General features: G+C 38.6%; 15 protein-coding genes. 1 reads left to right on the top strand and 14 read right to left on the bottom strand.

The window, feature by feature from the left end; all coding sequences use genetic code 11:
* Nucleotides 1-54: 54 nt before the first annotated feature.
* The 13 genes from D7004_RS11670 to D7004_RS21025 all read right to left on the bottom strand — a co-directional run bounded on the left by D7004_RS11670 (nt 55) and on the right by D7004_RS21025 (nt 19,598).
* Nucleotides 55-1,482 carry a sialate O-acetylesterase gene (locus tag D7004_RS11670; protein ID WP_123206414.1) on the bottom strand — a complete coding sequence of 476 codons (1,428 nt, stop codon included), beginning with the start codon at nt 1,480-1,482 and terminating at the stop codon, nt 55-57.
* An 83-nt stretch (nt 1,483-1,565) separates the two neighbouring features.
* Entirely contained in the window at nt 1,566-4,967 is a 3,402-nt protein-coding gene (locus tag D7004_RS11665) for a glycosyl hydrolase (protein ID WP_208646830.1), read from the bottom strand.
* Nucleotides 4,968-5,102: 135 nt separating this feature from the next.
* The gene (gene fucP, locus D7004_RS11660) at nt 5,103-6,395 is read right to left on the bottom strand and encodes an L-fucose:H+ symporter permease (RefSeq protein ID WP_123206029.1); all 1,293 of its coding nucleotides are present in this window, start codon (nt 6,393-6,395) and stop codon (nt 5,103-5,105) included.
* Between the two features lie 134 nt (nt 6,396-6,529).
* On the bottom strand, nt 6,530-6,976 hold the full coding sequence (locus tag D7004_RS11655; RefSeq protein WP_123206028.1) for a MaoC family dehydratase: 447 nt from the start codon (nt 6,974-6,976) through the stop codon (nt 6,530-6,532).
* A gap of 225 nt (nt 6,977-7,201) precedes the next feature.
* Nucleotides 7,202-8,269, bottom strand: coding sequence for a Gfo/Idh/MocA family protein (locus D7004_RS11650; protein ID WP_123206027.1), 1,068 nt, complete (start codon nt 8,267-8,269; stop codon nt 7,202-7,204).
* Nucleotides 8,266-9,504 carry an extracellular solute-binding protein gene (locus D7004_RS11645; protein ID WP_123206026.1) on the bottom strand — a complete coding sequence of 413 codons (1,239 nt, stop codon included), beginning with the start codon at nt 9,502-9,504 and terminating at the stop codon, nt 8,266-8,268. The genes D7004_RS11650 and D7004_RS11645 overlap by 4 nt, the downstream gene beginning before the upstream one ends.
* Nucleotides 9,497-10,660 carry a CaiB/BaiF CoA transferase family protein gene (locus D7004_RS11640; RefSeq protein WP_123206412.1) on the bottom strand — a complete coding sequence of 388 codons (1,164 nt, stop codon included), beginning with the start codon at nt 10,658-10,660 and terminating at the stop codon, nt 9,497-9,499. Before D7004_RS11640 ends, D7004_RS11645 begins: the two co-directional genes overlap by 8 nt.
* A 132-nt stretch (nt 10,661-10,792) precedes the next feature.
* Entirely contained in the window at nt 10,793-11,944 is a 1,152-nt protein-coding gene (locus tag D7004_RS11635) for a CaiB/BaiF CoA transferase family protein (protein ID WP_123206025.1), read from the bottom strand.
* A complete protein-coding gene (locus D7004_RS11630) occupies nt 11,941-13,101 on the bottom strand; it encodes an ABC transporter substrate-binding protein (RefSeq protein WP_123206024.1) in 1,161 nt (386 codons plus the stop codon). The genes D7004_RS11635 and D7004_RS11630 overlap by 4 nt, the downstream gene beginning before the upstream one ends.
* 116 nt (nt 13,102-13,217) lie before the next feature.
* Complete coding sequence (gene galB, locus D7004_RS11625; RefSeq protein ID WP_244214321.1) at nt 13,218-15,740, bottom strand: beta-galactosidase GalB; 2,523 nt, start codon at nt 15,738-15,740, stop codon at nt 13,218-13,220.
* 1 nt (nt 15,741) lies between these two features.
* A complete protein-coding gene (locus D7004_RS11620) occupies nt 15,742-16,848 on the bottom strand; it encodes a glycoside hydrolase family protein (protein ID WP_123206023.1) in 1,107 nt (368 codons plus the stop codon).
* Nucleotides 16,845-18,230, bottom strand: a complete 1,386-nt coding sequence (locus tag D7004_RS21030) for an alpha-L-rhamnosidase-related protein (protein WP_279634757.1) — start codon at nt 18,228-18,230, stop codon at nt 16,845-16,847. Before D7004_RS21030 ends, D7004_RS11620 begins: the two co-directional genes overlap by 4 nt.
* 48 nt (nt 18,231-18,278) lie before the next feature.
* Complete coding sequence (locus D7004_RS21025; RefSeq protein ID WP_244214319.1) at nt 18,279-19,598, bottom strand: family 78 glycoside hydrolase catalytic domain; 1,320 nt, start codon at nt 19,596-19,598, stop codon at nt 18,279-18,281.
* Nucleotides 19,599-19,871: 273 nt separating this feature from the next.
* Between D7004_RS21025 and D7004_RS11610 the strand changes: the two genes are divergently transcribed.
* Complete coding sequence (locus D7004_RS11610) at nt 19,872-20,645, top strand: IclR family transcriptional regulator (RefSeq protein WP_123206022.1); 774 nt, start codon at nt 19,872-19,874, stop codon at nt 20,643-20,645.
* A gap of 115 nt (nt 20,646-20,760) precedes the next feature.
* Here the strand turns inward: D7004_RS11610 and D7004_RS11605 are convergent, their stop codons facing one another.
* Nucleotides 20,761-22,926 carry an alpha-L-rhamnosidase-related protein gene (locus tag D7004_RS11605; RefSeq protein WP_123206021.1) on the bottom strand — a complete coding sequence of 722 codons (2,166 nt, stop codon included), beginning with the start codon at nt 22,924-22,926 and terminating at the stop codon, nt 20,761-20,763.
* Nucleotides 22,927-22,988: the final 62 nt, after the last annotated feature.

The following is a 22,988-nucleotide window of genomic DNA, read 5'->3' as shown; positions in this document are numbered from 1 at the left end:
CACAAAGCAATCTCTTATAAAATAGATTGCTTCGTGTCTCGCAATGACGTATCGCTAATTATCCCATTCATCAGTGCGGAAAGAAGAAACCGGCAAGCCATCGTTTCCGAATAAATCGCCAATTACAAAATCCTTAAATGCATAACGAACTGCAATCGGTGTTTTCACTTCTTCTGCCGAAACGGTTATGCTACTTCCTGTTATCGAGGCTTTCGCCGGATAAAATTTCTTGTCTGCTCCTGCTATTTCAAATAAACTCAACTCGTTACCAAATGAAGTTAAGCCATTCGTTACATTTTGAAACTTAATTACTGCTTTATTTTTTTCGATACTTAAAGATTCATAAACCGGACTTAATGCCCCAAAACCTTTTATGCCATAAGTTTGGGCCAAAGCAAGGTAAGCCAAACGTGTTCCGACTTGTTTTTTATTAGCTGGATGAATTGATTTTTCTTCTCCAATATCCATTAATACGGCCATGCCCGAATTCGAAATTTTGGTCAGAGATTTTCGCTGCGCATCTCTTAAAAATGCTGAATTAAACTTTTCACCTACATGATAAGGGGGAAGTTGTGTGTAATTGTAAGGCGCAATCTGTGCATAATAAAAAGGGAATTCACCATTATCCCAATTTTTGCGCCATGAAGATACCATCGCCGGAAATAACGCTTCATATCTATCCGGACGTTCATAATTTGATTCTCCTTGGTACCAAATGGCACCTTTTATTCCATAACCAATAAGGGGATAAAGCATGCCATTATAAAGCGTTGTTGGTGTTCTGCTAACTTCTTTAATTGTGTCTCCTTTTGTCGGAATTTTAACTTCAGGGAATGCTTTTAAATCTTCAGGAGACATCCATGCCTCAATTGTAGCGCCACCATAGCTATCATTTATAATTCCTACAGGAACATTTAACATCTCGCTCAATAAAGAGCCAAAATAATAAGCCGTTGCACTGAAATTGGAAACGGTTTCAGGTGCTGCTAATTTCCATGGTGAAGGTTTGCTGTTATCCTGACGTTCTGTAATTGAAGAACGTGGAACGGTATATAGCCTGATGTTTTTATTGGTTGATTTTAAAATTATTTCATTTGAACCAGTAATTGGCTGGCCTTTAAAGCCTTTCATCGGCATTTCCATATTCGACTGGCCACCGCAAAACCAAACCTCACCGATTAATATATCTGTTAAAACCAGTTTTTCGCCGTCGTTTAATTCGATGTCATAAGGTCCGCCCGCAGCTGGTGTAGTAACTTTTATTTTCCACTTCCCATCTTTCTCTGATGTAACCGAATAGTTCTTGTTATTCCACGAAGTATTGATTTCTACCTTTGTTAACGGTTTAGCCCAACCCCAAACAGCCACATTACTTTGTTGTTGCAAAACCATGTGGTCGGTAAAAATAGATGCGGGTTTAACCGTTGCCGATGCAATAATGCAATAAGCTAGGTTTAAAAGTATTGTGAGTTTTAGTTTCATTTTAGTTTCGTTTGTGGTCATTGCGAGGCACGAAGCAATCGCTCTTCATTAGATTGCTCCGTGCCTCGCAATGACGATGAGTTTTATTTCTCTTCGGTTTGTATCACTACTGGCCCTAATAATCCTGCAGGATTTAAGGGTTTCCCCTCCAAACGGAAAGGCGCAGTAGTTTTGGTAATTTTTTTATTTTCAGGCAATTTGCTATCTCCAATTAAACGATTTGCCCAGGTATTAGTCACTTCAATTTCGATTTTATTTTCGCCATTTTTGATGGCTTTGCTGATTTCCAAACGGTGCGGAGCAGTCCATAAGGTACCACAGTTTATACCATTGATTTTTACTTCAGCAATGCTGGAGAACTCGCCTAAATCAATCCAAATTTTATCATTCGGATTTCCGTTGAAAGTGAAGTTTTTAGTGTAAATAGCAGTGCCCGAATAGTATTTAATCAAGCTGTCAGCGCTTTTTGTCCAATCTGTTAACTCACTAAAAATGATGGCATTTGATGGCCCAGCATAAGCGATATCGAATTTTGCCTGCCAGGATTTTGAGATATCTTGGATGGTTTTAAAACTCGACCAGTTATTACCTTTGTTCGATTGGGTTTGCTTAGTTGGTTGTTCGAAGAGTACAAAAATCGATTGTTTTGGTTTTAGTTCTATCTTTAAAGTTGTTCTACCATTTGATATTTTCCATTCTCTTGCTTCAATTTTTTGGTTACTTACCGCATTGTAAAATTCAGGCACTTTACCGGAAACTCTAAATGAAGTCGAAATAATTCTATTCTCATTTTTCTGATTGGATATGAAGTAAATATCTTTTTCAGCAGACTTCCTGTGTGTAAATGCTAATTTATCAGCTTGTTTAGGCTGTCCTTCAACAGCATAAAAATCGGGGTGCAAAGTCATTTTTTCAAAGCTTTCTCCGTAATATGGTGCCTTATAAATTTGTCCTTTTCCTAAATTCTTGGTGTAAATTGGACTAATATCGTTATAAACCTCACTAAAACCTTCTCCCCAAATCTCCTCAACAACCCTATCAAATTCAGCCTTGCTTACTTGCTTTATTCCATTTTGATACAAAGGTTTATCTGCAACAATAACCTTGACACCAGCCTTAATTAATTGAGAAAGTTTTTTAACTACCTCATAACTCATGTATTGATAATTCGGATTCAATTTCAATTTGCCTGTGAAAACTAAAATTTTATAGGTTGCACCGCTTTCAAAAACGACCTCGCCATTTTTAACGATTGCCGTGCTTAACACATCAGGATTAAAACTATCATAAGCATAGCCACGTAAAGGATTTACCCAGTTTTCGGGGTCGGCCATGTTGGCTGAATGTGTTACGCCAGCAGGAATTTGCCGTAATGGTTCTCCCATATTTGCCAAACGTTTTCGCTCTGATTCCACTACATCCCCACCAAAAATTCCTGGTAAGGTTTCTACTAATCTATCTGGTAAAACCGAGCGACGAGGAAATTCTTCTCCTGTAAAAACGGCGATATCCACTACAGGTTTTCCCTGCTGCAATAAATTTTGAGTTCGCTCTGCGTAATCTATCCAAGCTTTTCCTGCTTTCCACCAGGTTTGGTCGCGTTGAAAATACAAACCCACGCCGTCTAAAGTCATACCGGGTTTTCTATCCATCCAGGGGTTATGCGTAAAAACATGGTATACTAATTTATTTATGCCAAGCGCATAATTCCTATCCTGCAAAGCCTTCATATTCGCCGGACTTTCATTCCAATCCATACGAACGGTTGTAAATGCCTCTGCCTGAATGATTTTTTTGCCGTAGATATGGGCACCGGAAATGGCATCGAGCATATCATTGGGTTTATCATGCGTCGGGCTGTTCAGCCAGAATTCTCCCATCGGTACATCAACAGTTTTGTAATGCATTAAACCATCGCTCATCATGGTTGGCGCAATACTTTCGGCGGTAAAAGTTACGCCCTTCTCCTTTGCCAATTTTGCCAGGATTTTGTAGAAATGGTCAACCACCAGTTCGGAAATAGTTTTTCTAACATCGTACAGAAAATTTTCAGAAACCGATACACTTTCTACAGGCAAGCCTGTAATGATTGGTAAATAAGGCGTTAAATCGTAACCTCTGCGTTTTAAAAACTCAGCCTTAAATAACGGCGACCAGTTCTGGCTACCACACTCCCAACTATCGACATGAAAAACGCTTAAAACTTTTTTTGCAATTTCCGGCCCGCCATGTTTTAAAGCTTGGCCATACCAACTATCAAACTGTAATTTTACGGCCTCGGGATTAAATTTATCACATTCCAAACCCATTCCTCCACCTGCAGTGGCATTGGTGTGGCCTGTAGAAGTATGACCAACTCTTAAAATTGTCCAATTGCCTTTCGGGGATTTCCAGTTTAAAGACCCATCAGGGTTTAGTTTATCGGTAAGGTTGATAATTTTATTCAAAGGAACACATAATTTTTTGGCGATTTGGTCATCAGTACTTCTCTTACTAACACGCCAAACAGAACCATTTTTACCCTCAAATTGATTAATTTGTGCCTCGGAGCTTAACTCGAGATTTACCAATTTTAATGATGGCTTCCATTTAGCAGCATCCAAATCTTCGGCGCCGGGCTCAGAACCCCTTTTATCATAAATAAACCTGAAAAACCTTGCAATAGTTGGTTTAATAGAATGTGTTACATTTTCATCAGTATCTTGCCAACCATGGCGAGGCGGCTCCAATCTTCCAATGGAACGAAAAACTTTACCATCATCACTCACTTCTATCGCTAAACGTTGCGCCTGATAATTATTTCCACTGATTTTAATGGTAACTGTTCTGCAGGTGAATGGCTTTTCGAACTCATATTGAATGTAACATGGTTCATTTGAACCGAAGTTTTTCTTATTTCCGGGTTGAATCAAATCTGTGGCATCAGCGCCATTACTTGCTGTAACTTTAGGGATAACTGTCCTGGTTGAAATGTTTTCGCCAATCGGCGATGGATAGGCATAAACCGCAATATCTCTATAATAGTTTTCTTTAGATTCAGGCTTTGGCAATATAATTTTGGCAGAAGAATTATTGATCAAAGACTTAGACCAAACAACTTTTTGCATGGATTTTTCAGGCGTAATCCATGGACCACCGGCAAGAGCAAAGCCATCGCTAACGTGCATTCCTATTTTTAAATCCAGGCGCTTTGCCTCATTCATCGCAAATTCCACCAACTTCCACCATTCCGGTGTGAGTTGAACAGCAGGCGGAGCATAAACAGGCGCCTTATCAGGGCCTTGAATGCTCATTAAATAAGCACCCGCAATTCCGTTCGATTTCATTGCTTCTAAATCGGCAGTGATGCCTTGTTTTGAAACAGCACCCTTAACCCAATACCAAAATACCCAAGGTTTCGCATTATCATTTTGTTGCGCATTAAGCTTAAAGCAAAAAACGCAAAAAAGAAAGAACAAGAAGATTTTACTAAACATTGGTTTCATTTTGATTTCTTTTCGTTATTGCAAATTTTCGGTTTTGACCGAAATGAAGCAATCTTATCTTGTGTAGGCCGTTTTCGACTTCCCACCGCTCTTCGCAGATTGCTTCGTGTCTCGCAAAGACGTATATTCTCTTCGCTATTTATGAGCGATTTTATAACCTCGTAAAGCGAAGAACAGAACGATAATGAAACAAACCAAAGGAATGCTATAGCCGATTTGAATGTTGTCACCATACATATCAATTAAAGTTCCCATTCCGAATGGTAAAATCGCGCCTCCGACAATGGACATGATTAGCCAGGATGAACCCGGTTTAGTATCGTCTCCGATTCCCTCAATGCCCAAAGCAAAAATTGTCGGAAACATTATCGACATAAAAAATCCGACGGCACCCAAAGCGTAAACCACATATGAACCTTGTCCTAAAATGGCCACTAAACACAGAATAATTGAAATAACCGCATAAATAGCGAGCAATTTATTTGATGATATAAACTGCAAAAGTGCCGTTCCGGCAAAGCGACCAGCAGTAAACAGAAATCCATAAACTACAAGATACGATGCAGCGGTTTTTTCATCAAAGCCGCCGCCTTGTTGTGCCATTCTGATAAAAAAACTTGTTACACAAACCTGTGCACCTACATAGAAAAACTGTGCCGCAACCGCCCAACGCAGATGTTTATGGCGAAGTGAACCAAAAAAACTTCCCTTAGCCTCGCCATCAATGCTTTTGGTTTTAATTTCCGGGAGATGAATAAAGTAAAATATAACGGCGATAACCAATAAAACTATTCCAAGTGTGATGTAGGGTGTTTTAACGGATGCAGCCTCTTCGAGGAAGTAATTATTTCGACTGACTTCAGTCATTGCAGCAAGTTCTTCCTTAGTATGCGATTTTCCTGAAAGGATAAATAATCCGCCGATAAGCGGCGCAACCATTGCTGCCAGGCCATTAAAAGATGCAGCCAAATTTAATCTGCTAGTTGCTTTTGCGGGGTCGCCCAGAACCGCCGCATAAGGATTTGCAGAAGTTTCGAGCAGGGTTAAACCGCAACCAATGATAAATAAAGCAATTAAAAATGTGATATAGGATAAATTGTTTGCAGCCGGAACGAAAAGAAAAGCTCCAAAAGCAAATCCCAACAAACCTGAAATCATGGTTGCTTTATAGCCCCATTTTTTTAAAATCATTCCCGCCGGTATTGCCATTAAAAAATAGGCAAAGAAAACCGAGGTATCGATCAATGTAGATTGTCTGTTGTTCAGATTACACGCTTTTTTTAAATGGGGAATCAAAATCGAATCAAGGTTGTGTGCCATTCCCCAAAGAAAAAATAAGCTTACCACTAATATAAATGGCAATAAATATTTTTTTCCTGAGGACGGATTCCCCTCAGTTACAATTTCGGGCTGTGTGTTGTGGTTCATTATATTTAGTTTTTTTATTAGTTCAATGGTTCATTAGTCATTTGTTCATTGGTAGTTGTGTTTGCTAACTATTATCGAGTTCATTAGTTGATTTGATTGGGCATTTGACTAATGAACGAGTGAACAAATGACTATTAAACTGACTTTTTCTTTACTACAAGCAGATGGTCGCAGACTAAAACGACTTCTCCATGTTGATTAATAATTTCTACATGTTCGGTTACGGTTCCGTATTCAGGTCGTTTGCTTTCTCCCTTTTCCAAAATCGTGATTTCAGAATGAATGGTATCGCCAATGAAAACGGGTTTTACAAAACGCAGTTTATCGTAGCCTTTACTCATGGCTTCAGGATTAATTTCCGATGCGGTTAGTCCGATTCCGATGCTAAAAATCATGGTTCCATGAGCAATACGCCGCTTAAATGGCTGCGTTGCACACCATTCTGCATCCATATGGTGCGGGAAGAAATCACCGGTATGACCGGCGTGAACTACAAAATCGGTTTCTGTTATCGTGCGGCCTAGGGTTACACGTTTGTCTTGTAATTGATAATCTCCAAAAAATGTTGATTTGAAATACATAAAAAGCTTCTCCTTATTAAATGTTTTGGGGTAATTGTTCTTATCTGCAATTCCTCTCCAGAAGAGAGGATTAGAAAGTTTCTGCTTTTAACCCTATATGTTGTTAAAACTTATATTTTTATTATTATCCCCATGATTGAAATCATAGGCTATGTATTTAAGAAAAAAGCCGTCCGGCTAAGACAAAAAAATGTTTTGCCATTTCTACTCGGAATGACGCTGTGCCTATCCAATTTTCACTCCTCCAATATCACTCGATTTATAAGCACTTTCCACAACAGCCATCGTTTGAATTACATCCTCCACGCTAGTCTGCAAAACATCAGTCGTACCTTCGTTAAACCGCATTAAATCCGCCATTGTTCCAATAAATGCTTCAGGAAACCATGAGCCATCTAATTTTACGGTTTGCCATTCAGGCGATTCTCCTTCTTCTATGATGCAGTATTCAAAAACATCAGGAACACCATGCGGATAATTCATCAGTAACCCGATTTTCGCTACGATTGCTCCTTTTGTTCCCTCCCATTTGATATAACTTTCCTGGTGGTTCGGACCGAAATCATGGTCGTGGTTGGTATTGATTACCGCATGCATGGTATCACCATAATCGAATAAAATCGTGGAACGAGAGGATGATAAATTCTTTGCAGGGTGTTTTAAAGTTTTAGCTAAAACACTTTGAGGATTACCCAAAAACGAACGAATTAAATCGACATAATGAATGCTGTGGTATTGAATTTCCAGTCGCGGGTGAATAATCACATGAGGAAAAATTTCCCATGGTGTTTTAATTGTTACACGGACTTCCATATCGTACAATTCACCGATTAAACCTTTATCAATCAAGTATTTTGCGGCACGTACAAATGGAGCAAAACGCAATTGAAAGTTTACCGCTGCCCTTAAATTCTTTGTTCTACAGAGTTCAAGAATTTCGTTTGCCTGTTTAAAATCATCTCCCATTGGCTTTTGAATTAAAACGGCACATCCATCAGGTAACTGATTTAAAGTTTCGATGTACTGTTCTGGCATGATCGTTAAGTCATACACAGCATTTTTCGGAGCAAGTTTTACCGCTTCCGCAACAGAATCATAAACATTGGGAATACCAAAAGCATCAGCTAATTTCTGCGCCCTTTCTTTAGTTCTATTGACAATACCATGAACTTCAAAACCCGCAATCTTATATGCAGGAAGATGTGCATCAGCCACAATTCCACCTGCACCGATGATGATGATGGGTTGTTGAGTTTGCGGTAATTCTGGCTTATATTCTATAACAATACTCATTTATCAATTTCATTAATTTGATTTTGTGCAAGCTGAATAAGCGCTTCGGATGGCGAATTTGTATTTATTGCCTGCAAAACCATTTTATCTATTATTGCCGCAATTGCAGCCCAGTTTTCTTTTTGAGGGAGCATATTTGCAACCTCATGCAGTTGTTCTAATTTATGATAATATGGAATGATTTCGTTGATTTCCGCATCTTTCCAGCTCGAGATTCTACAACCAATTCCACCTTCTAAAGTGAGTTGCTTATCTTGTTCTTGGGCTAGAGCAAAGCAAAGAAAATCGTAAGCAACTTTTTTATTTTTACTGCCCCCTGCAATAGTGTAAAGCCAGTAAACATTCAAGGATGCAGAATTTTTACCTGGGGCCGATGGTAATAATTCAACATCGATTTTGCCTTTAACTTTTGAGTTTACATCTAGTTCAGACATCGCAGCGAAGCCAAACCAATTTATCATCATAGCTGCTTCCCCTTGCGAGAAAGCAATTCCAGCTGCTACAGACTCGAATTCCGCTGATTTTGGATGGACCGCAGTCTTATCATTTACAATTGCACGGTAGAAATTCAAACCATCAATTGCGGCCTCGGTGTTAATTTGGATTGAACCATTATTGTCGACCAATGTTCCTCCTCTGGTCCATAACTGCAAACAAAAATCGAAAACCGTGTTGTGACCATCAGGATAACAGGCAAAAATACTTCCATATAAATTATCGGCAGGGCGGTTGAAAAATTGCGCCACCTGATGGAAATCTTCCCAGGTTTTCGGAACTGCCAAACTTTTACCGAATTGCACCAGATAATTAGCTTTTTCAATTTCACTCTCAAATAAATCCTTCCTGTAAATGAAACATTCAGGTCCGTCATGAAAAGGAAAGCCTACAACTTCCCAGCCGAAACGCTGCAAGCCCAATAGTGACTTACTCCATCCTCTTGGGAAATCTTCGGGTTTATTTCTATTGATGTAAGGATTTAAAACCTCGAAATCTTGATTTGAATAACCTTCCAAAACCCAATCGGTACTGATATGTGCAATATCAAAATCGCCATGGGCCATACCTTTTTGAGTAATTGTACAATCGTAAAGTTCATGCAAATCCATCACAACCATTTCCAACTTCAAAGTACAACCTGAAAATTCGCAATATTTATCCCAAAATTTCTTCATGGCAGATTCAAAGGGGGCAAACTTGCGTACAGCAATTTTGAAGGTTTCTATTTGGTTATGCATTTGCAATAGTACTCTGATTTATGAATTCTTTGATAATTTTTTCATTGTCCTGCCCCAATTTAGGCGAACCAACAGAGGATTTAAGCAACTCTCCATCAATGCGAATCGGGCATCTGGTCGTCTCATATTTGTAACCATCAACCATTTCCACTTCCTGTATCATGTTCAATACCTTAAAACCGTCGTGAGCCATCAAGGCATTCCAGTTCAAAACATCAGAGCACCAAATATCAGCAGTTTCTAATATCGAAAGCCATTTTTCAGTTGTATTTGATAAAAGGTGTTCTGCTAAAATCGCTTTTATTTTATCTCGTTTGTCAAATGCCTCACTAATTTCAGTGTAATCTTCTAATTTCTCGCAACCCAATAAATTACTAAGTTGAGGAATTGAGCCCATTGCCAATGCTAAATATCCGTTTTCTGTTTGATAAATACCATAAGGAGCGCTCAAATAAGCATTTGCATTGTTCTTTTTCGAACGTTCGGGCAAAGCGCCACCATCGTTCATAAAGGTTGTGATGGTTTCAAACTGGAAATCGTAAGCCGATTCCATCATGCTTACCTGTACAAAACCACCTTCGCCTTTTATCGCTTTGCGATATAAACAAGCTAGTAATCCTTGGGCCAGATGTGAGCCAGCCAACATATCTACGATGGATAAACCCATTGCAACGGGTCCACTATCGGCATTTCCAGTTAAATAAGTTAACCCCGTAACCGCCTGCAACAACAAATCCTGACCAGGGTTATTTTTCCATTCTGTCTTCATGCCGTAACCCGAAATTTCGCCGAAAATGATTGTCGGGTTTAATGCGACAACTGATTGATAATCGAAGCCCAAACGCTCCATTACACCAGGGCGGAAATTGTGAATCATGACATCGGCTTTTTTAAGCAGCTCACGAACCATTTCACAATCATCTTCATTTTTCAAATCGACTTCAAAGCTTTCCTTATTCCTGTTTATGGCGTGAAAAACCGACGATTCGCCATTCATAATTAACTTAGAGGTGTAAAGTGTACGACAAATATCGCCTACGCCTAAACGCTCAATTTTGATTACACGAGCGCCCATATCGGCCAAGCGCAAGCTCGCCGATGGTCCCGAAAGGAACTGGCTAAAATCAATAACTAAATAATCTTCAAGCGGTTTCATATTTTTATTTATCAATGCCGTCATTGCGAGGATTGGTTTTTCACCATCCGAAGCAATCTCCTTTGTGGGTAAAGCTTATCTTTTTTTTACCCACCCCACTATCAGATTGCTTCGTGCCTCGCAATGACGGACTTACGTTAATTCAAATTCTTTACTAATATCCTGCGTATCAAAACCTAGTTTTGGTGCGGCTTTCGCTGCAAATAATTTTTCGTTATCCAGCCTTATCGGACTAACAGTTGTCTTTATTTTTTTGCCACTGCTCAAATCTAATTCCTGCTCAATTTCTAAGTTTTTGTATGTACTCAAAACAGTAGCTGTTTGATAATTCAACACTTCGGCACACCAGATTCCATGCTGCTCTAAAAGGCCTAACCAGGTTTTCGTCTCTTCTTCTTTGAATGTTTCGGCCAGACGAATAATTAGTTTATCACGATTATCGAATGCTGAACCTGCCTCTACATACAAATCAGCAATATCACATTTTATGATTTCGCAGATGTTCGGAAGATTTCCCATTGCCATTGCAATGTAACCATCCCTGGTTTCGTACATACCATAAGGAGCGCTCAAATATGCATGCGCACTACCTTTTGCCTGGCTTCTATCAGGCAATTTTCCACCATCGTTTAAGTAAGTTGTAATCACTTCAAACTGTACATCCAAAATGGATTCCAGTAAACTCACTTCAACCAAAACACTTTTATCGGTTTTTGTTCTTTTGATTAAAGCTGCCATAATACCTTGCGCCAGATGGTTTCCACACATGATATCCGAAACTGATAGACCAAAAGGAACAGGCCCGTCGATATCAACGCCGGATAAAAAAGTGAGACCTGAAACTGCCTGAATGAGTAAATCCTGACCAGGTTTATTGCGCCAAGGTCCTTCATTTCCATAACCAGTTACAGCGCCATAAACAATCTTTGGGTTGATATTTTGAACATTTCCATAATCCAAACCAATTTTCTCCATTACACCCGGACGGAAATTATGAGTCATCACATCAGCCTTGCTGATTAATTTTTTCAACCGCTCTAAATCGTCCGGATTTTTCAAATCGGCTGCATAACTTTCTTTATTCCTGTTGATGGTATGAAAAAGCAAACTATCACCCTCAACAAAAAGGTTCTTGATGGATAATTGGCGACAAGCATCACCCGTTTTTGGTCGCTCAATTTTGATTACACGGGCGCCCAGATCTGCCAATTTTAAACCGGCTGATGGTCCTGCCAGAAACTGGCAAAACTCTAAAACCAAAAGTCCTTCTAATGGTCTGTTCATGATAAAACCATTGTTTTAGATTTTTGATACAATTCGTTCAATGCTGATAAAACTTTGATTTCATCGCCACCATTCATTAAATAATCCCGAACAACATCGCCGGCATGGTCTTGAAAATACATGGAACCGTGGTATCTCGGACGAAGAAATGCCCGTTGCAAAGCAGGTAAAGTATTGAAAAAGTAATTCTGACTCTGACGATTTACTGCTTCGTTTTTCCAGGCATCCAAATGCCCGGGCTGGCCGCCGCTTTCAAAAAACAAAGTAGATTGGCAAGCTGTAGAACCCACAAATTCAACATATTTTGCAGCAACATCAAGCTCTTCGCATTTGGAAGAAATTGCTAAACCTGTTCCTCCTAAAGTACTTCTCAAATTATTTTTTCCGTCTAGAGATATCATATCGTGAAAATGCAATGTTTTATGGGCGTAACCATTTCTAGAATAATTTGAGTAACCATAAGCAAATGGACAATAAGCAATTTCATCAGTTAAAGTCATCGACTCGTAAAGCTGAATCGGGTTTCTGCTAAAGTTTGCTTTATCAATTTTTGATGCCAATTCACGATACATTGTTAAAGCTTTAACCCCTGTCTGCGTGGAAACAACTTCGCTATCATTTTGGCAGGGGTCTTCGCCAAGTGAGCAGCAAAGCGTATAAAAATTCATTAAAACATCAATGGGAATGCCTGCGAAAGCAACTAATCCCTTATCGGCAAGTGCCAGTAAATCTTCAAATGATTTGGGTAATTCCAATCCCTTTTCAGCAAGTAAATCAGGTCTTGATGCTGCCACAGGAGTTGCTGCATCAATCGGCAGCGCCCATAAATGTTCATCATAGAAATAACTTTCATAAGATTGACCCACGGAATTGCGTTCCTGGTCTGCAAGGTAATCTTCAGAAAGATAAAAATCCAAAGGCACAATCGATTTTGTTTTGGCGGCAAAGCCCGCCCAGGGGTGGTCGATAACCAGCAAATCAAATCGATCTGCCAACGCCTGAATCGATAAATCGGCAAATTGTTGCAAACTTCTTTTCTCCCAGGTGATTTGAACATTAGGGTACAATTCTGAAAATCGTTGAGCCGTTGCCACCATCGGCAACAGCCCGCGACTGTGGTTCCAGGTTATTCCTTTTAAGTTAATTGTCTTCTCCACTTTATTATTTTTCTAAGTGCTGTTTAATTCAACACGATATTCCTGATCACTAAATCCCAATTTTTAGATACGCATCATCTGCGGATACAATTTCTATACTCTATATTTCGCAGACCTTATTTATTTGAGTTAATTGTAATTGCTGTAGCGGTTAAACCTGCTGAGGTAGCTGTAAGTTTAACCACTCCACTTTTTTCTGTTGATTGAATAATAGCTAAACACAAACCATGAAAAGCTTTTCGATAATTCGCTTTAAAAGGCTCTAAACTTGCCTGAAATCCATTGTCAACTCCTGCAATAAGACCATTTCCCTCTAATTTAAAATCAACCATATTATCAGCACTAGGAACAACATTTCCTGCTGCATCTAAAATTCGAACAGTGATAAATGATAAATCTTTCCCATCGGCCTTGATGTTTTTTCTGTCTGCAATTAATTCAATTTTTGCTGGTGCGCCCGCCGTTTTTACTTCACGTGTTAAAACATCTTTTCCATTTTTACGAGAAACGGCTTTCAGTGTCCCAGGCTCATAATTTACATTCCATTGGATGTGCAAATCATCATTTTGCTTTGATTTTTTACCTAAAGATTTTCCGTTCAAATACAATTCTACCTCATCGGCATTGTTGTAATACGCCCAAACTTCTACTGATTTTCCTGGCTCCCAATTCCAGTGCGGCAAAATATGTAAAACAGGTTTATCTGTCCATTCACTTTGATACATATAATAAGAATCTTTCGGAAAACCCGCCAAATCAACAATACCGAAATAAGAACTTCTTGCGGGCCAGGGATAAGGCAAAGGTTCTCCAAGGTAATCGAAACCTGTCCACACGAATAAACCTGAAACATGGTCGTATTTTTTAGCTTCTTTCCAGGTTTCTTCATGAGTAGAACCCCAATAAGCTGAAACGTTATCATAAGAAGATGCTGACAATTCCTTATTTCCTTCCATAAACTTTGTTTTTCCATCTTTCGGCCAACGGCGGATGCTATCTGCAGTATCGTAAAAACCACGTGTTTCTAATGCTGAAGTAGTTTCTGTTGCCAAGAACTTAATACCAGGATAATTTTTAGGGAAATCTTTATAAAGTTTATGGTTGTAGTTTAATCCGTAAATATCCAGGGCGTTAGCCTGATAAATAAAGTTTTTCTTTGCATCAGTTTCAGTCAGCGCCGAAATTACAGGACGGGTTTTATCCAAATTTTTTACGATTCTTACCAATTTTTTGGTAATTGCGAGGCCTGTACTGTCGAACTGCTCACGGATTTCGTTACCAATACTCCACAAAATAATTGACGGGTGATTACGGTCGCGTTTTATCATATCTTCCAAATCGCGTTTGTGCCATTCTGGATAATTCAAATGGTAATCATTTTTGGTTTTCTTCTTCGCCCACATGTCAAAGGCCTCATCCATTACAAGGAAACCCATTTTATCGCATAAATCTAAAAACTCAGGTGCAGGTGGATTATGGGAAGTTCGAATGGCATTTACGCCCATTTTTTTCATAATTTCGAGTTGGCGCTCCATAGCACGAACATTAACTGCAGCACCCAAAGCACCTAAATCGTGATGCAGGCAAACGCCTAAAATTTTCATCGGTTTACCATTCAGCGAAAAGCCTTTTTGAGCATCAAAATTGAAAGAACGAACGCCGAATTTGGTATGATAACTATCAATTACTTTTCCATTTTGAAAAATTTGAGTAACTAATTTGTATTGGTATGGATTTTCAACAGACCAAAGAACCGGATTTTTAATCTCCAAATTTGCTTTTAAGATTGCTCCTGAAGTATCTGTTTTCGCAGTTTGAGCTTTACTTTTAACCAGTAGTTTTCCTGTTGTACTGTAAACTGAATTGATTAAAACTACAGTTTGTAATTTTAAAGTTTTGTTCTGAATCTGCGTTTGTATCTCAACTTTACCTGAATTATCTGCAGTTATAAAAGTTCCCCAATTAGAAACTGCCACTTTTGCTGTGGATGTTAACCAAATATTTCTGTAAATCCCAGAGCCTGAATACCAACGGGAATCTGGTTGTGCTGAATTATCTACTTTAACCGCAATAATATTTTTTCCTGTTTTTAGATATTGGCTTATTTCATAAGCAAATGAAGAATAACCGTAAGGACGTTTGCCTAAGTATTTTCCGTTAATCCAAACTTCGCTGTTTTTGTAAACGCCATCGAATTCTATGGTAATTAATCTGTTTTGAAAATCTACCGGTGCTATAAATTCTTTTCTGTACCAGCCGATTCCGGTTGGCAAACCTCCGCCCTCTGGTTTTGCAGGATTTTTCTCATCGAACTTTCCTTCAATACCCCAATCATGTGGCAAAGTTAGTTTCCTCCATTTTGTATCAATAAAGGCCGGAGATTTTGCAGCTGGTTCATCACCCAGCAAGAATTTCCAATTTTTGTTGAAGTTGGTTCTGGTGCGAGGTTCGGAAATCGGTTTTGGTAAAGCGGTCGTCATTTCGAGGGACGAAGCAAACTCACTGCCAGGGATTAGCCTTTCGCTCGCAATAGGATTGCTTTCTGGTAATGACGCGACAAGCCTTGCATCGCAATGAAGTGTTGCAAACAAGCCCATTGCTAAAAAAACTAAAATCCTAAAATTGCTCAACATCTTCATTCTAATTCCCGTTAACAAAATTCACTTTACTTTTTCCTAATTCTCTCGATGTAGCCACCGCTATTCCGCGTTGGTTATCCTTGTTTACCGCACAGTAAAAATGGTAAACCACACCCTTGTATTTCAGCACAAAAGATTTGTGAGCATATAATTCATCATATTTTTCTGAAGATTCAATCAGGTTATCTCCAATCCAATCTGTCCAGTGCATTAAATCTTTCGACACTGCAAAGCGATTAAAAGACCCTTTTCTATCCTGCCAAAAAGCGCCGAAATAAAACATTACATAATTGTCGCCGATTTGTTGAATCACACCATCACCGGTAATACCAACAGGGTGATGAACCACAGGATTTTTGTTGAAACGTTGCCAATGAACCATGTCATCAGAAACGGCCATTCCAATCCGCTCGTACCAACGTGTTTTTTTGTTATTGACTAAAGAATCGCCGACAGCATTGTAATACATCACAAAGCGATGTCCTGTCAATCTTTTCTTATCTTCAATTACCGTGCTTTTAAAAAGCTTATTACGGTTTTCCCACCATCGAACATCAGCATCGGCAGAAGTTAAAACAGGTTTATCCAAGCGGTTCCATTCCTGTACAATCGATGGATGTTTGGTAGCGTAGGCCATTCCAATTGATAAAGGATCCACTTCGTAACCTTTTTCTTTTCCGCCGAAATACGACATCCAGTATTTACCATCAAATTGACTTACTCCATAACTTCCACCCCATTTGGTATCTAAAAGCGCATTGTAACCTGCTTTTTGATTATCATCCCACTTACCAGAATCCTCGAAAGACATTAGTTTTCCAAGATCTTTCCAATGCAATAAATCATTACTTTTTGCCATCCATGTCTCATAACCACGACCACTGAAAACCAAATAAGTCATGTACCATAATTTGCCTTTTCTAAAAATAGTCGGGCAATCCATTTTATGTTCTTTATCCTCAGGAACCATAACCAAACCATATTTGTATGGCGTTTTTACTTCCTGATAAATTTTTTCCATTTCATCGGCAGTAATTGAATTTGGTTTTTGAGAATTAGATTTCAAAGCCCAAACAAGGAGGAAAAGCATTAAGCCTATTTTTCTCATTTGCGCTTTAAATTAAATTTGTAATAACCCGAGTCAATAGAAACTTTGGCTTTTCCGTTTTCGACACCTGCATCGGTAAATGTTGAATTATGTTCTTCAACGATAACAGTTTCAGGAAGAGCCGGAAAGTAAACATCCGCTTTTGTATTCACAGGAATATTAATCTCCAGCGTAAATTCCTTATCTGTTCTTTTCCATTCAGATGAAATCTCACCATAAGGAGAGTTGAAGCTCACATTGGCTGAAGTTAAATTACCGACCAGTTCTGGTTCAATTTTAATATGATTGAAAGCGATAGAATTTTCAGCCTGACGGATACCACCCACGCCACTATAGAGCCATTCCATTAAATGCCCTAGCATAAAATGATTGTTTGAAACTGTCGGCAAAGCTGCCCAACTTTCGGTTAAAGCTGTAGCACCTTTTGCAATTTGCATCCCGTAGCCCGGCACATCCGAGCGGCTGTTCATGTCAAAAATTACATCTGATTTTCCTGCATCTTCCAAAGCACGTAAAACATAACGATAGCCGATATCACCAGCAGTTAAGCTGTTTTTTCTATCTCTGATATCGTTAACCAAATTATCAATCACTGCGCTTTTATATTTATCCTCTACCAAGCCCATGTAGACAGCCATGGCATTGGCTGCCTGAGAACCCGTTGCATATTGCCCGGTTTTACTATCAAAGAATTTATTATTGAATGATTTTCTTACTTCAACAGCGAGTTTAGCATAGTTTATCGCATCAGCTTTTTTACCTAAAAGGGTAGCCATTTTTTCTAGAAGTTTTAAGTCATGATAGTAGATGGCCGTTCCGGTTACACCCATTGGCGTTAACTGAGAAACCCCCGGAGGTTTGGTACCTAAATCGTACCAGTCGCCCAAACCTTGAGGTAAAATGTGATTTTCGGCTTTTGCAGCTAAATAATCCATGTATCGCTGCATCATCGGATAATAATCCACCATCGCCTGCTTATCCCCGTACCACTGATACAAATACCAAGGCAACAAAATGCCGCTACTTCCCCATTCAGGCGAATCGCGAAACATATCTCCACCCCATTCAAACTTTACATATTCGGGTGCAATTGCAGGAATTAATCCATTGGCCAATTGCGAATTTTTCATATCCTGCAAAGCTTTTTTGAACAATGGTGCAGCATCATAATTGTAGCCAACAGAGTTGCCCATTAAATGCAGCTGCTCTAACCATCCCAACTTTTCACGATGCGGACAATCCGTAAAAACGCTGACCATGTTGCTTTTTATGGACCAATCTATCAGCTCAAAAGTTTTATTAAACAATTCATTCGAAGAAGCAAATTTACCAACTTGTTCAGCAGCATTTCGTACATGAAGTGCTTTTAAACTTTTAACTATAGCTTTGTTTTGTGCATTTTCTGTTCCTGTTGGAATAGCACCTTTAACCTATCTAAATCCTGTGTAAAAAAACTTTGGTCGCCAGGTTTCGATACCCTCACCTTTTATAACATAGGTGAAGTAAGATGGTCCACCAACATTTTTCTGCGTAACCGAACCATCAGCTTTAATTAATTCCGCGGGTGTAATACGAACAGTATCACCTTTTTTGCCGCGAACTTTTAATTCGATAATGGCTGATGAATTCTGTCCCATATCATAAACCCACTCTCCGTTTGGTAGCGACTTAATGCTTTGAGCAGAAAAATTCTTGAAAACTTTTACAGCTTCCTCCTTTTGCGCATTCAATTTCGGTCCGTCAACCAGCAAAGCCGATTTCCAACTTTGATCATCAAAACCATTTAAATTCCATCCCTTTTGTTCGAGGTTAGCATTGTAATCTTCTCCGCCATAAATACTTGAAAACGTAACAGGCGATAGAGCAGTTTTCCAGCTTTGATTGCTGATGATATTTGCGGAAGTACCGTCACTGTATTCAACCAAAACACGGCAAATCATTTTAGGATATCCATAAGAAACCTTTAATTTCCTGTACCTGCCTTTAACCGGTGGAATATGATAAAAACCATTGCCAAGCATTACACCAATCGCGTTATTTCCTTTGGTTAGCTGACTGGTAATATCATAAGTAACATATAAAGCCTCTTTATCATATTTACTCCACCCGGGCGCTAAAAAATCATCACCAACTTTTTCGCCGTTTAAAGTCATTTCGAAATGACCTAAACCCGAAATAAAGGCTGTCGCTTTTTTGATGGCTTTAGAAACAGAAAAATTTTTACGAAACATCGGCAAGATATTATTTGCATTGTATTTATCTTTTTTGCCATCCGTTGGGAGTATGTCCAAATTCGAATCGGCAAGTTTTTCAAAAGCAATCCATTTTGCGCCTTTCCAATCTTCGCCACTCAGCAAACCCATTTGCCAAAAAGCAGCGTTACTCCAGGCAGATTCATTCCCTAAATTATCCCAAACGCGAACTTTCCAATAGTAAGTTCTGGCAGATAAAAGTTTAGCGCCTTTATATTGTATTTGAATCGACTGACCGGAGCTCACTTTTTTTGTATCCCACACATCGCCTATATTTTTATTCAGATTAGTCAAACTGCCCGAAACCAATAACTGATAGGCAGACTGCATCACATTGTGCTTTGATGATTGTAATTTCCAACTCAAATCAGGCGAAACAAAATCTATCCCAATCGGGTTATTCCGATAGCCGCAACTTAAACGAGCAACCTTAATATCCTGCGCAAATAGCGGAACAGTGAATAAGAAAAGACACAAAAAGATTAAAAGTTTGCTCATTAAATAATCTACACCTTTTAAGGTATTTTATTTAGATTTATAATTGGTTATCAGCGATAAGAGCAATTGAAAGAAAAATTATTTCTTTTACAATTAAGCTTAAATTTAAGCTCCACTTTAACCCTCGCTACTAATTCAAATATAAATATTTTTTTTAAATATGAAAACATTTAATACTTTAGATTGATATAAAAGCTTTCTGAATTGTAAATAGGAAAGCATTTTGTATGTTTGAAATTGTAAAAAATACGCTACGACCAAATTTAAATCTGTATGAACGAAAAGGAATCAAAATATCAAGCGCCGGCCTTAGATAAAGGACTTGATATATTGGAATATTTATCTGCACAATCCATCCCCCTGTCTCAAACGGAAATTGCCATTGGCATTGAGAAAACCCCCAATGAGATTTATCGCATGTTAATGAGTTTGGAGAGTCGTGGTTATATTTTACGTGATGAAGTTTCAGGAAAATACAGACTTTCGTTAAAGCTTTTTTACCTATCGCATAGGCACTCGCCAATGGATGAACTGCGCAAAGCAGCACAATTTCCATTGGAAGAATTGGCAAATACCATCCGTCAATCTTGCCATTTAAGTATTTTGTACATGAACCAGGTTATGGTTATCATTCATGCCAAAAGTCCGGGACCAATTGCACTTTCAATTGAAGAGGGAAACCTTTTCCCCTTACCTTTGACGGCATCAGGAAAGGTTTTGTTGGCTTATATGCCTGAAGCTGAACGAAATGTAACCTTGAAAAACAACGCTGTTTTTAAGAAATATACTAAGCCGCAACAAGATGATTTCAACAGCTCTTTAGAAGACATTCAAAAAACAGGTTCGTACTTTAAAAACAGTGATTCTGTTTCTGGCGTAACCGACATTTCAGTTCCTATCGGAATTGGGGGCAACAACGGTATCATCGCTTGTTTAACAATCTCGATGTTAAATGCCTTAAATGCTGATAATGCAATTGAGAATGATGTAATTCTTGCAGAGGCTAATAAATGCGTTAAAAAGATTGAGCAAAGGATTGGGGTTTAAGCTGTTCTAAAAGTCGTCATTGCAAGACACGAATCAATCTTTGCTATTTTAGGTTTGACGAAATAGCGCCAGATTTAAGATTGCTTCGTGCCTCGCAATGACGGAAAGCAGTCAATTATCCGGAATATTTCACATTATATTGTTTCCCTTTCTCAATCGTAATTTCATAAATACCTTTAGAAACTTCCTTAACCTCTATACCTTTAACCACGGGTTTGGTTTTGCTGGTTATCCTTAGTTTCCCCGTTCCCCCTGCAGATGAAACCTTGATGTCCTTTTTGCTGCAATAAACAGAAATATCACCATTTGCTGTTGGCACTTTACCTTCCATCCATTCTAAACCACCCAAATTTGGTGTTATGGTATAGTTTTCATAACCTGGTGCAGTTGGCTCTACACCTAAATAGTATTTCCCCAACAAATAAATCGGACTAGCACCCCAGGCATGGCAAAGGCTTTTTCCAAAGGGCCGACCATACATAGCCAAATGTTCGGTTCCTTTTTTATCAGGATTGTATTCTTCCCAAAAAGATGTAGCACCGAGTTTTAACATTCCACCCCAGTAATTTTTTATTTCCTTTAAAACGTATGCCTGCTCTCCCATGGCACATAATGCCTCCAATTCATAGAAACGCATATAAGGAGTTGTGATTTTTGCCACTTCATTATTTAAAAGCACGTTCTTTTTTACCGCTAGCTTTTGTTCAGGTGTGAAATAATCGAAGAAAATACCAAACATATTGGCATAACGGGTAACATTATCAGTTTGCTTATTATCGATTCTGCTGTGTACCAAAGCAATTTTATTTTGATCCCAGTATAATTCAAAAATTTTCGCTTTCAGTTCTTTTGCTTGTTTATCATATTTAGTAGCGCTTTGCGAATCGTTTGCAAGTTTTGCACATAAAGCCATCGTTTCTAAACTTCTTGCATATAATAATTGCTCAAAACTTACTTCGCCATCTTTACTTAATTTGTCTGCCCAATCAATAAAAATCCAATCCCCTGGCATCCACTCTAACAAGCCATTTTTATTCTTTCTGCCATCAATATAAGTCATTAGCGATTGCATTCTAGGGTAAATATCCTGCACGAACTTTTGGTCTCCTGTAAATTTGTAATAGTCGTAAATCCCCAAAAACCAATAAAAAGAATAATCCATAATGGTATTGATGTGAGCGGTAACCGGGTCTTTACCACGTTGAGCAAGTAAAGTTCTTTTAACTGTCGGTGCATCAAAAAACGAATAATAATTCATCAAATAACTTTGATAAGCATCACCACTCCAAACCCAACGGTCACGTTTTATACCATCAATAAAAAACTCTCGGGTATTTAGGTGGAAAGTATATTTAGCTACATCGTAAATCTTGTTTAGTTCTTTATCTGATGATTTGAAACTGCCACGGTCTTTAACAGGCGCATATTCATAGAGCATGGATATAGAATCTGCCGAAACACCATTTTCAGGTTGAAAATTCACATACCTGAATGCTTTAGAAAGCGGTATTATCGAATCTTTTTTCTCAGTCAAATCGATATTCAAATTATCTAACGTTTCGCATTTATCGATTGATAAAGCCTCTTCTTTCGATTCGCCATAATAAAGATTTAATCTCCCTTTGCCTATTAAACCATGAATTTTGATAAAACCAAATGTTTCTTTTCCAAAATCGGCAAGGTAACCATTGCCTGCCTTTTCTTTATGAATGATTGATTTAGCAACGACTGGCAATTTAAATTTTGATGGTTCGATTTGCGGGTCTGTTAAATTCCAGGAGCCTGCTGAAACGAAAGTCGTTCCCGATTTATCGGAAGTTTTTCCGCTGGCATCAATCCATTCTTTATCTTCAAAGGTAGTTAACCAGGTTTCATCAGAAATAACAGTTTTCCCCTGAACAAAAACTGCCGGAACATGTGCCTGATTGTAGACTTTTAAACTTAGTTTATGCTTTCCTGCAGGAATTTGAATGGTTTTCGGAAAACCGGAAATGGCCTGACCATCGATTTTAACATTATAAGTTCCTTCAACGAAAAGCTTTACTTCTTCTGGTTGAGCTAAATTAAATTCTTTATGAAAATCGACCAGAATATAGTGACTATCCATTTTCCAAAATACCGGAAAGAAAGAACCTCTTTCTGTTCGGCGGTTTTGCATCACATTACTCATATAAATATCGAAATCGCCCGGATACCAAATCCATGATGCTTTTTGGGAAAATGTTGGAAATGCCAAACAGCTTAAAAGTGAAAGCAAGAGTATTTTTTTGAAGTTTTTCATATTATTTAATTAAGGTTTTAACCACAGATTAACACAGATTTTTATCCGTTTTCATCCTTTTC

This window comes from Pedobacter jejuensis (assembly GCF_003725795.1).
GTDB lineage: Bacteria > Bacteroidota > Bacteroidia > Sphingobacteriales > Sphingobacteriaceae > Pedobacter > Pedobacter jejuensis.
Note: the sequence above shows the minus strand (reverse complement) of the source record. Positions and strands in the feature narration are given on the sequence as shown.

Bases quoted from the DNA above. Each gene is read 5' to 3' on its own strand.
- D7004_RS11670 (WP_123206414.1), bottom strand. From the start codon at position 1,482: ATGAAACTAAAACTCACAATACTTTTAAACCTAGCTTATTGCATTATT.
- D7004_RS11665 (WP_208646830.1), bottom strand. From the start codon at position 4,967: ATGAAACCAATGTTTAGTAAAATCTTCTTGTTCTTTCTTTTTTGCGTT.
- fucP (WP_123206029.1), bottom strand. From the start codon at position 6,395: ATGAACCACAACACACAGCCCGAAATTGTAACTGAGGGGAATCCGTCC.
- D7004_RS11655 (WP_123206028.1), bottom strand. From the start codon at position 6,976: ATGTATTTCAAATCAACATTTTTTGGAGATTATCAATTACAAGACAAA.
- D7004_RS11650 (WP_123206027.1), bottom strand. From the start codon at position 8,269: ATGAGTATTGTTATAGAATATAAGCCAGAATTACCGCAAACTCAACAA.
- D7004_RS11645 (WP_123206026.1), bottom strand. From the start codon at position 9,504: ATGCATAACCAAATAGAAACCTTCAAAATTGCTGTACGCAAGTTTGCC.
- D7004_RS11640 (WP_123206412.1), bottom strand. From the start codon at position 10,660: ATGAAACCGCTTGAAGATTATTTAGTTATTGATTTTAGCCAGTTCCTT.
- D7004_RS11635 (WP_123206025.1), bottom strand. From the start codon at position 11,944: ATGAACAGACCATTAGAAGGACTTTTGGTTTTAGAGTTTTGCCAGTTT.
- galB (WP_244214321.1), bottom strand. From the start codon at position 15,740: ATGAAGATGTTGAGCAATTTTAGGATTTTAGTTTTTTTAGCAATGGGC.
- D7004_RS11620 (WP_123206023.1), bottom strand. From the start codon at position 16,848: ATGAGAAAAATAGGCTTAATGCTTTTCCTCCTTGTTTGGGCTTTGAAA.
- D7004_RS21025 (WP_244214319.1), bottom strand. From the start codon at position 19,598: ATGAGCAAACTTTTAATCTTTTTGTGTCTTTTCTTATTCACTGTTCCG.
- D7004_RS11610 (WP_123206022.1), top strand. From the start codon at position 19,872: ATGAACGAAAAGGAATCAAAATATCAAGCGCCGGCCTTAGATAAAGGA.
- D7004_RS11605 (WP_123206021.1), bottom strand. From the start codon at position 22,926: ATGAAAAACTTCAAAAAAATACTCTTGCTTTCACTTTTAAGCTGTTTG.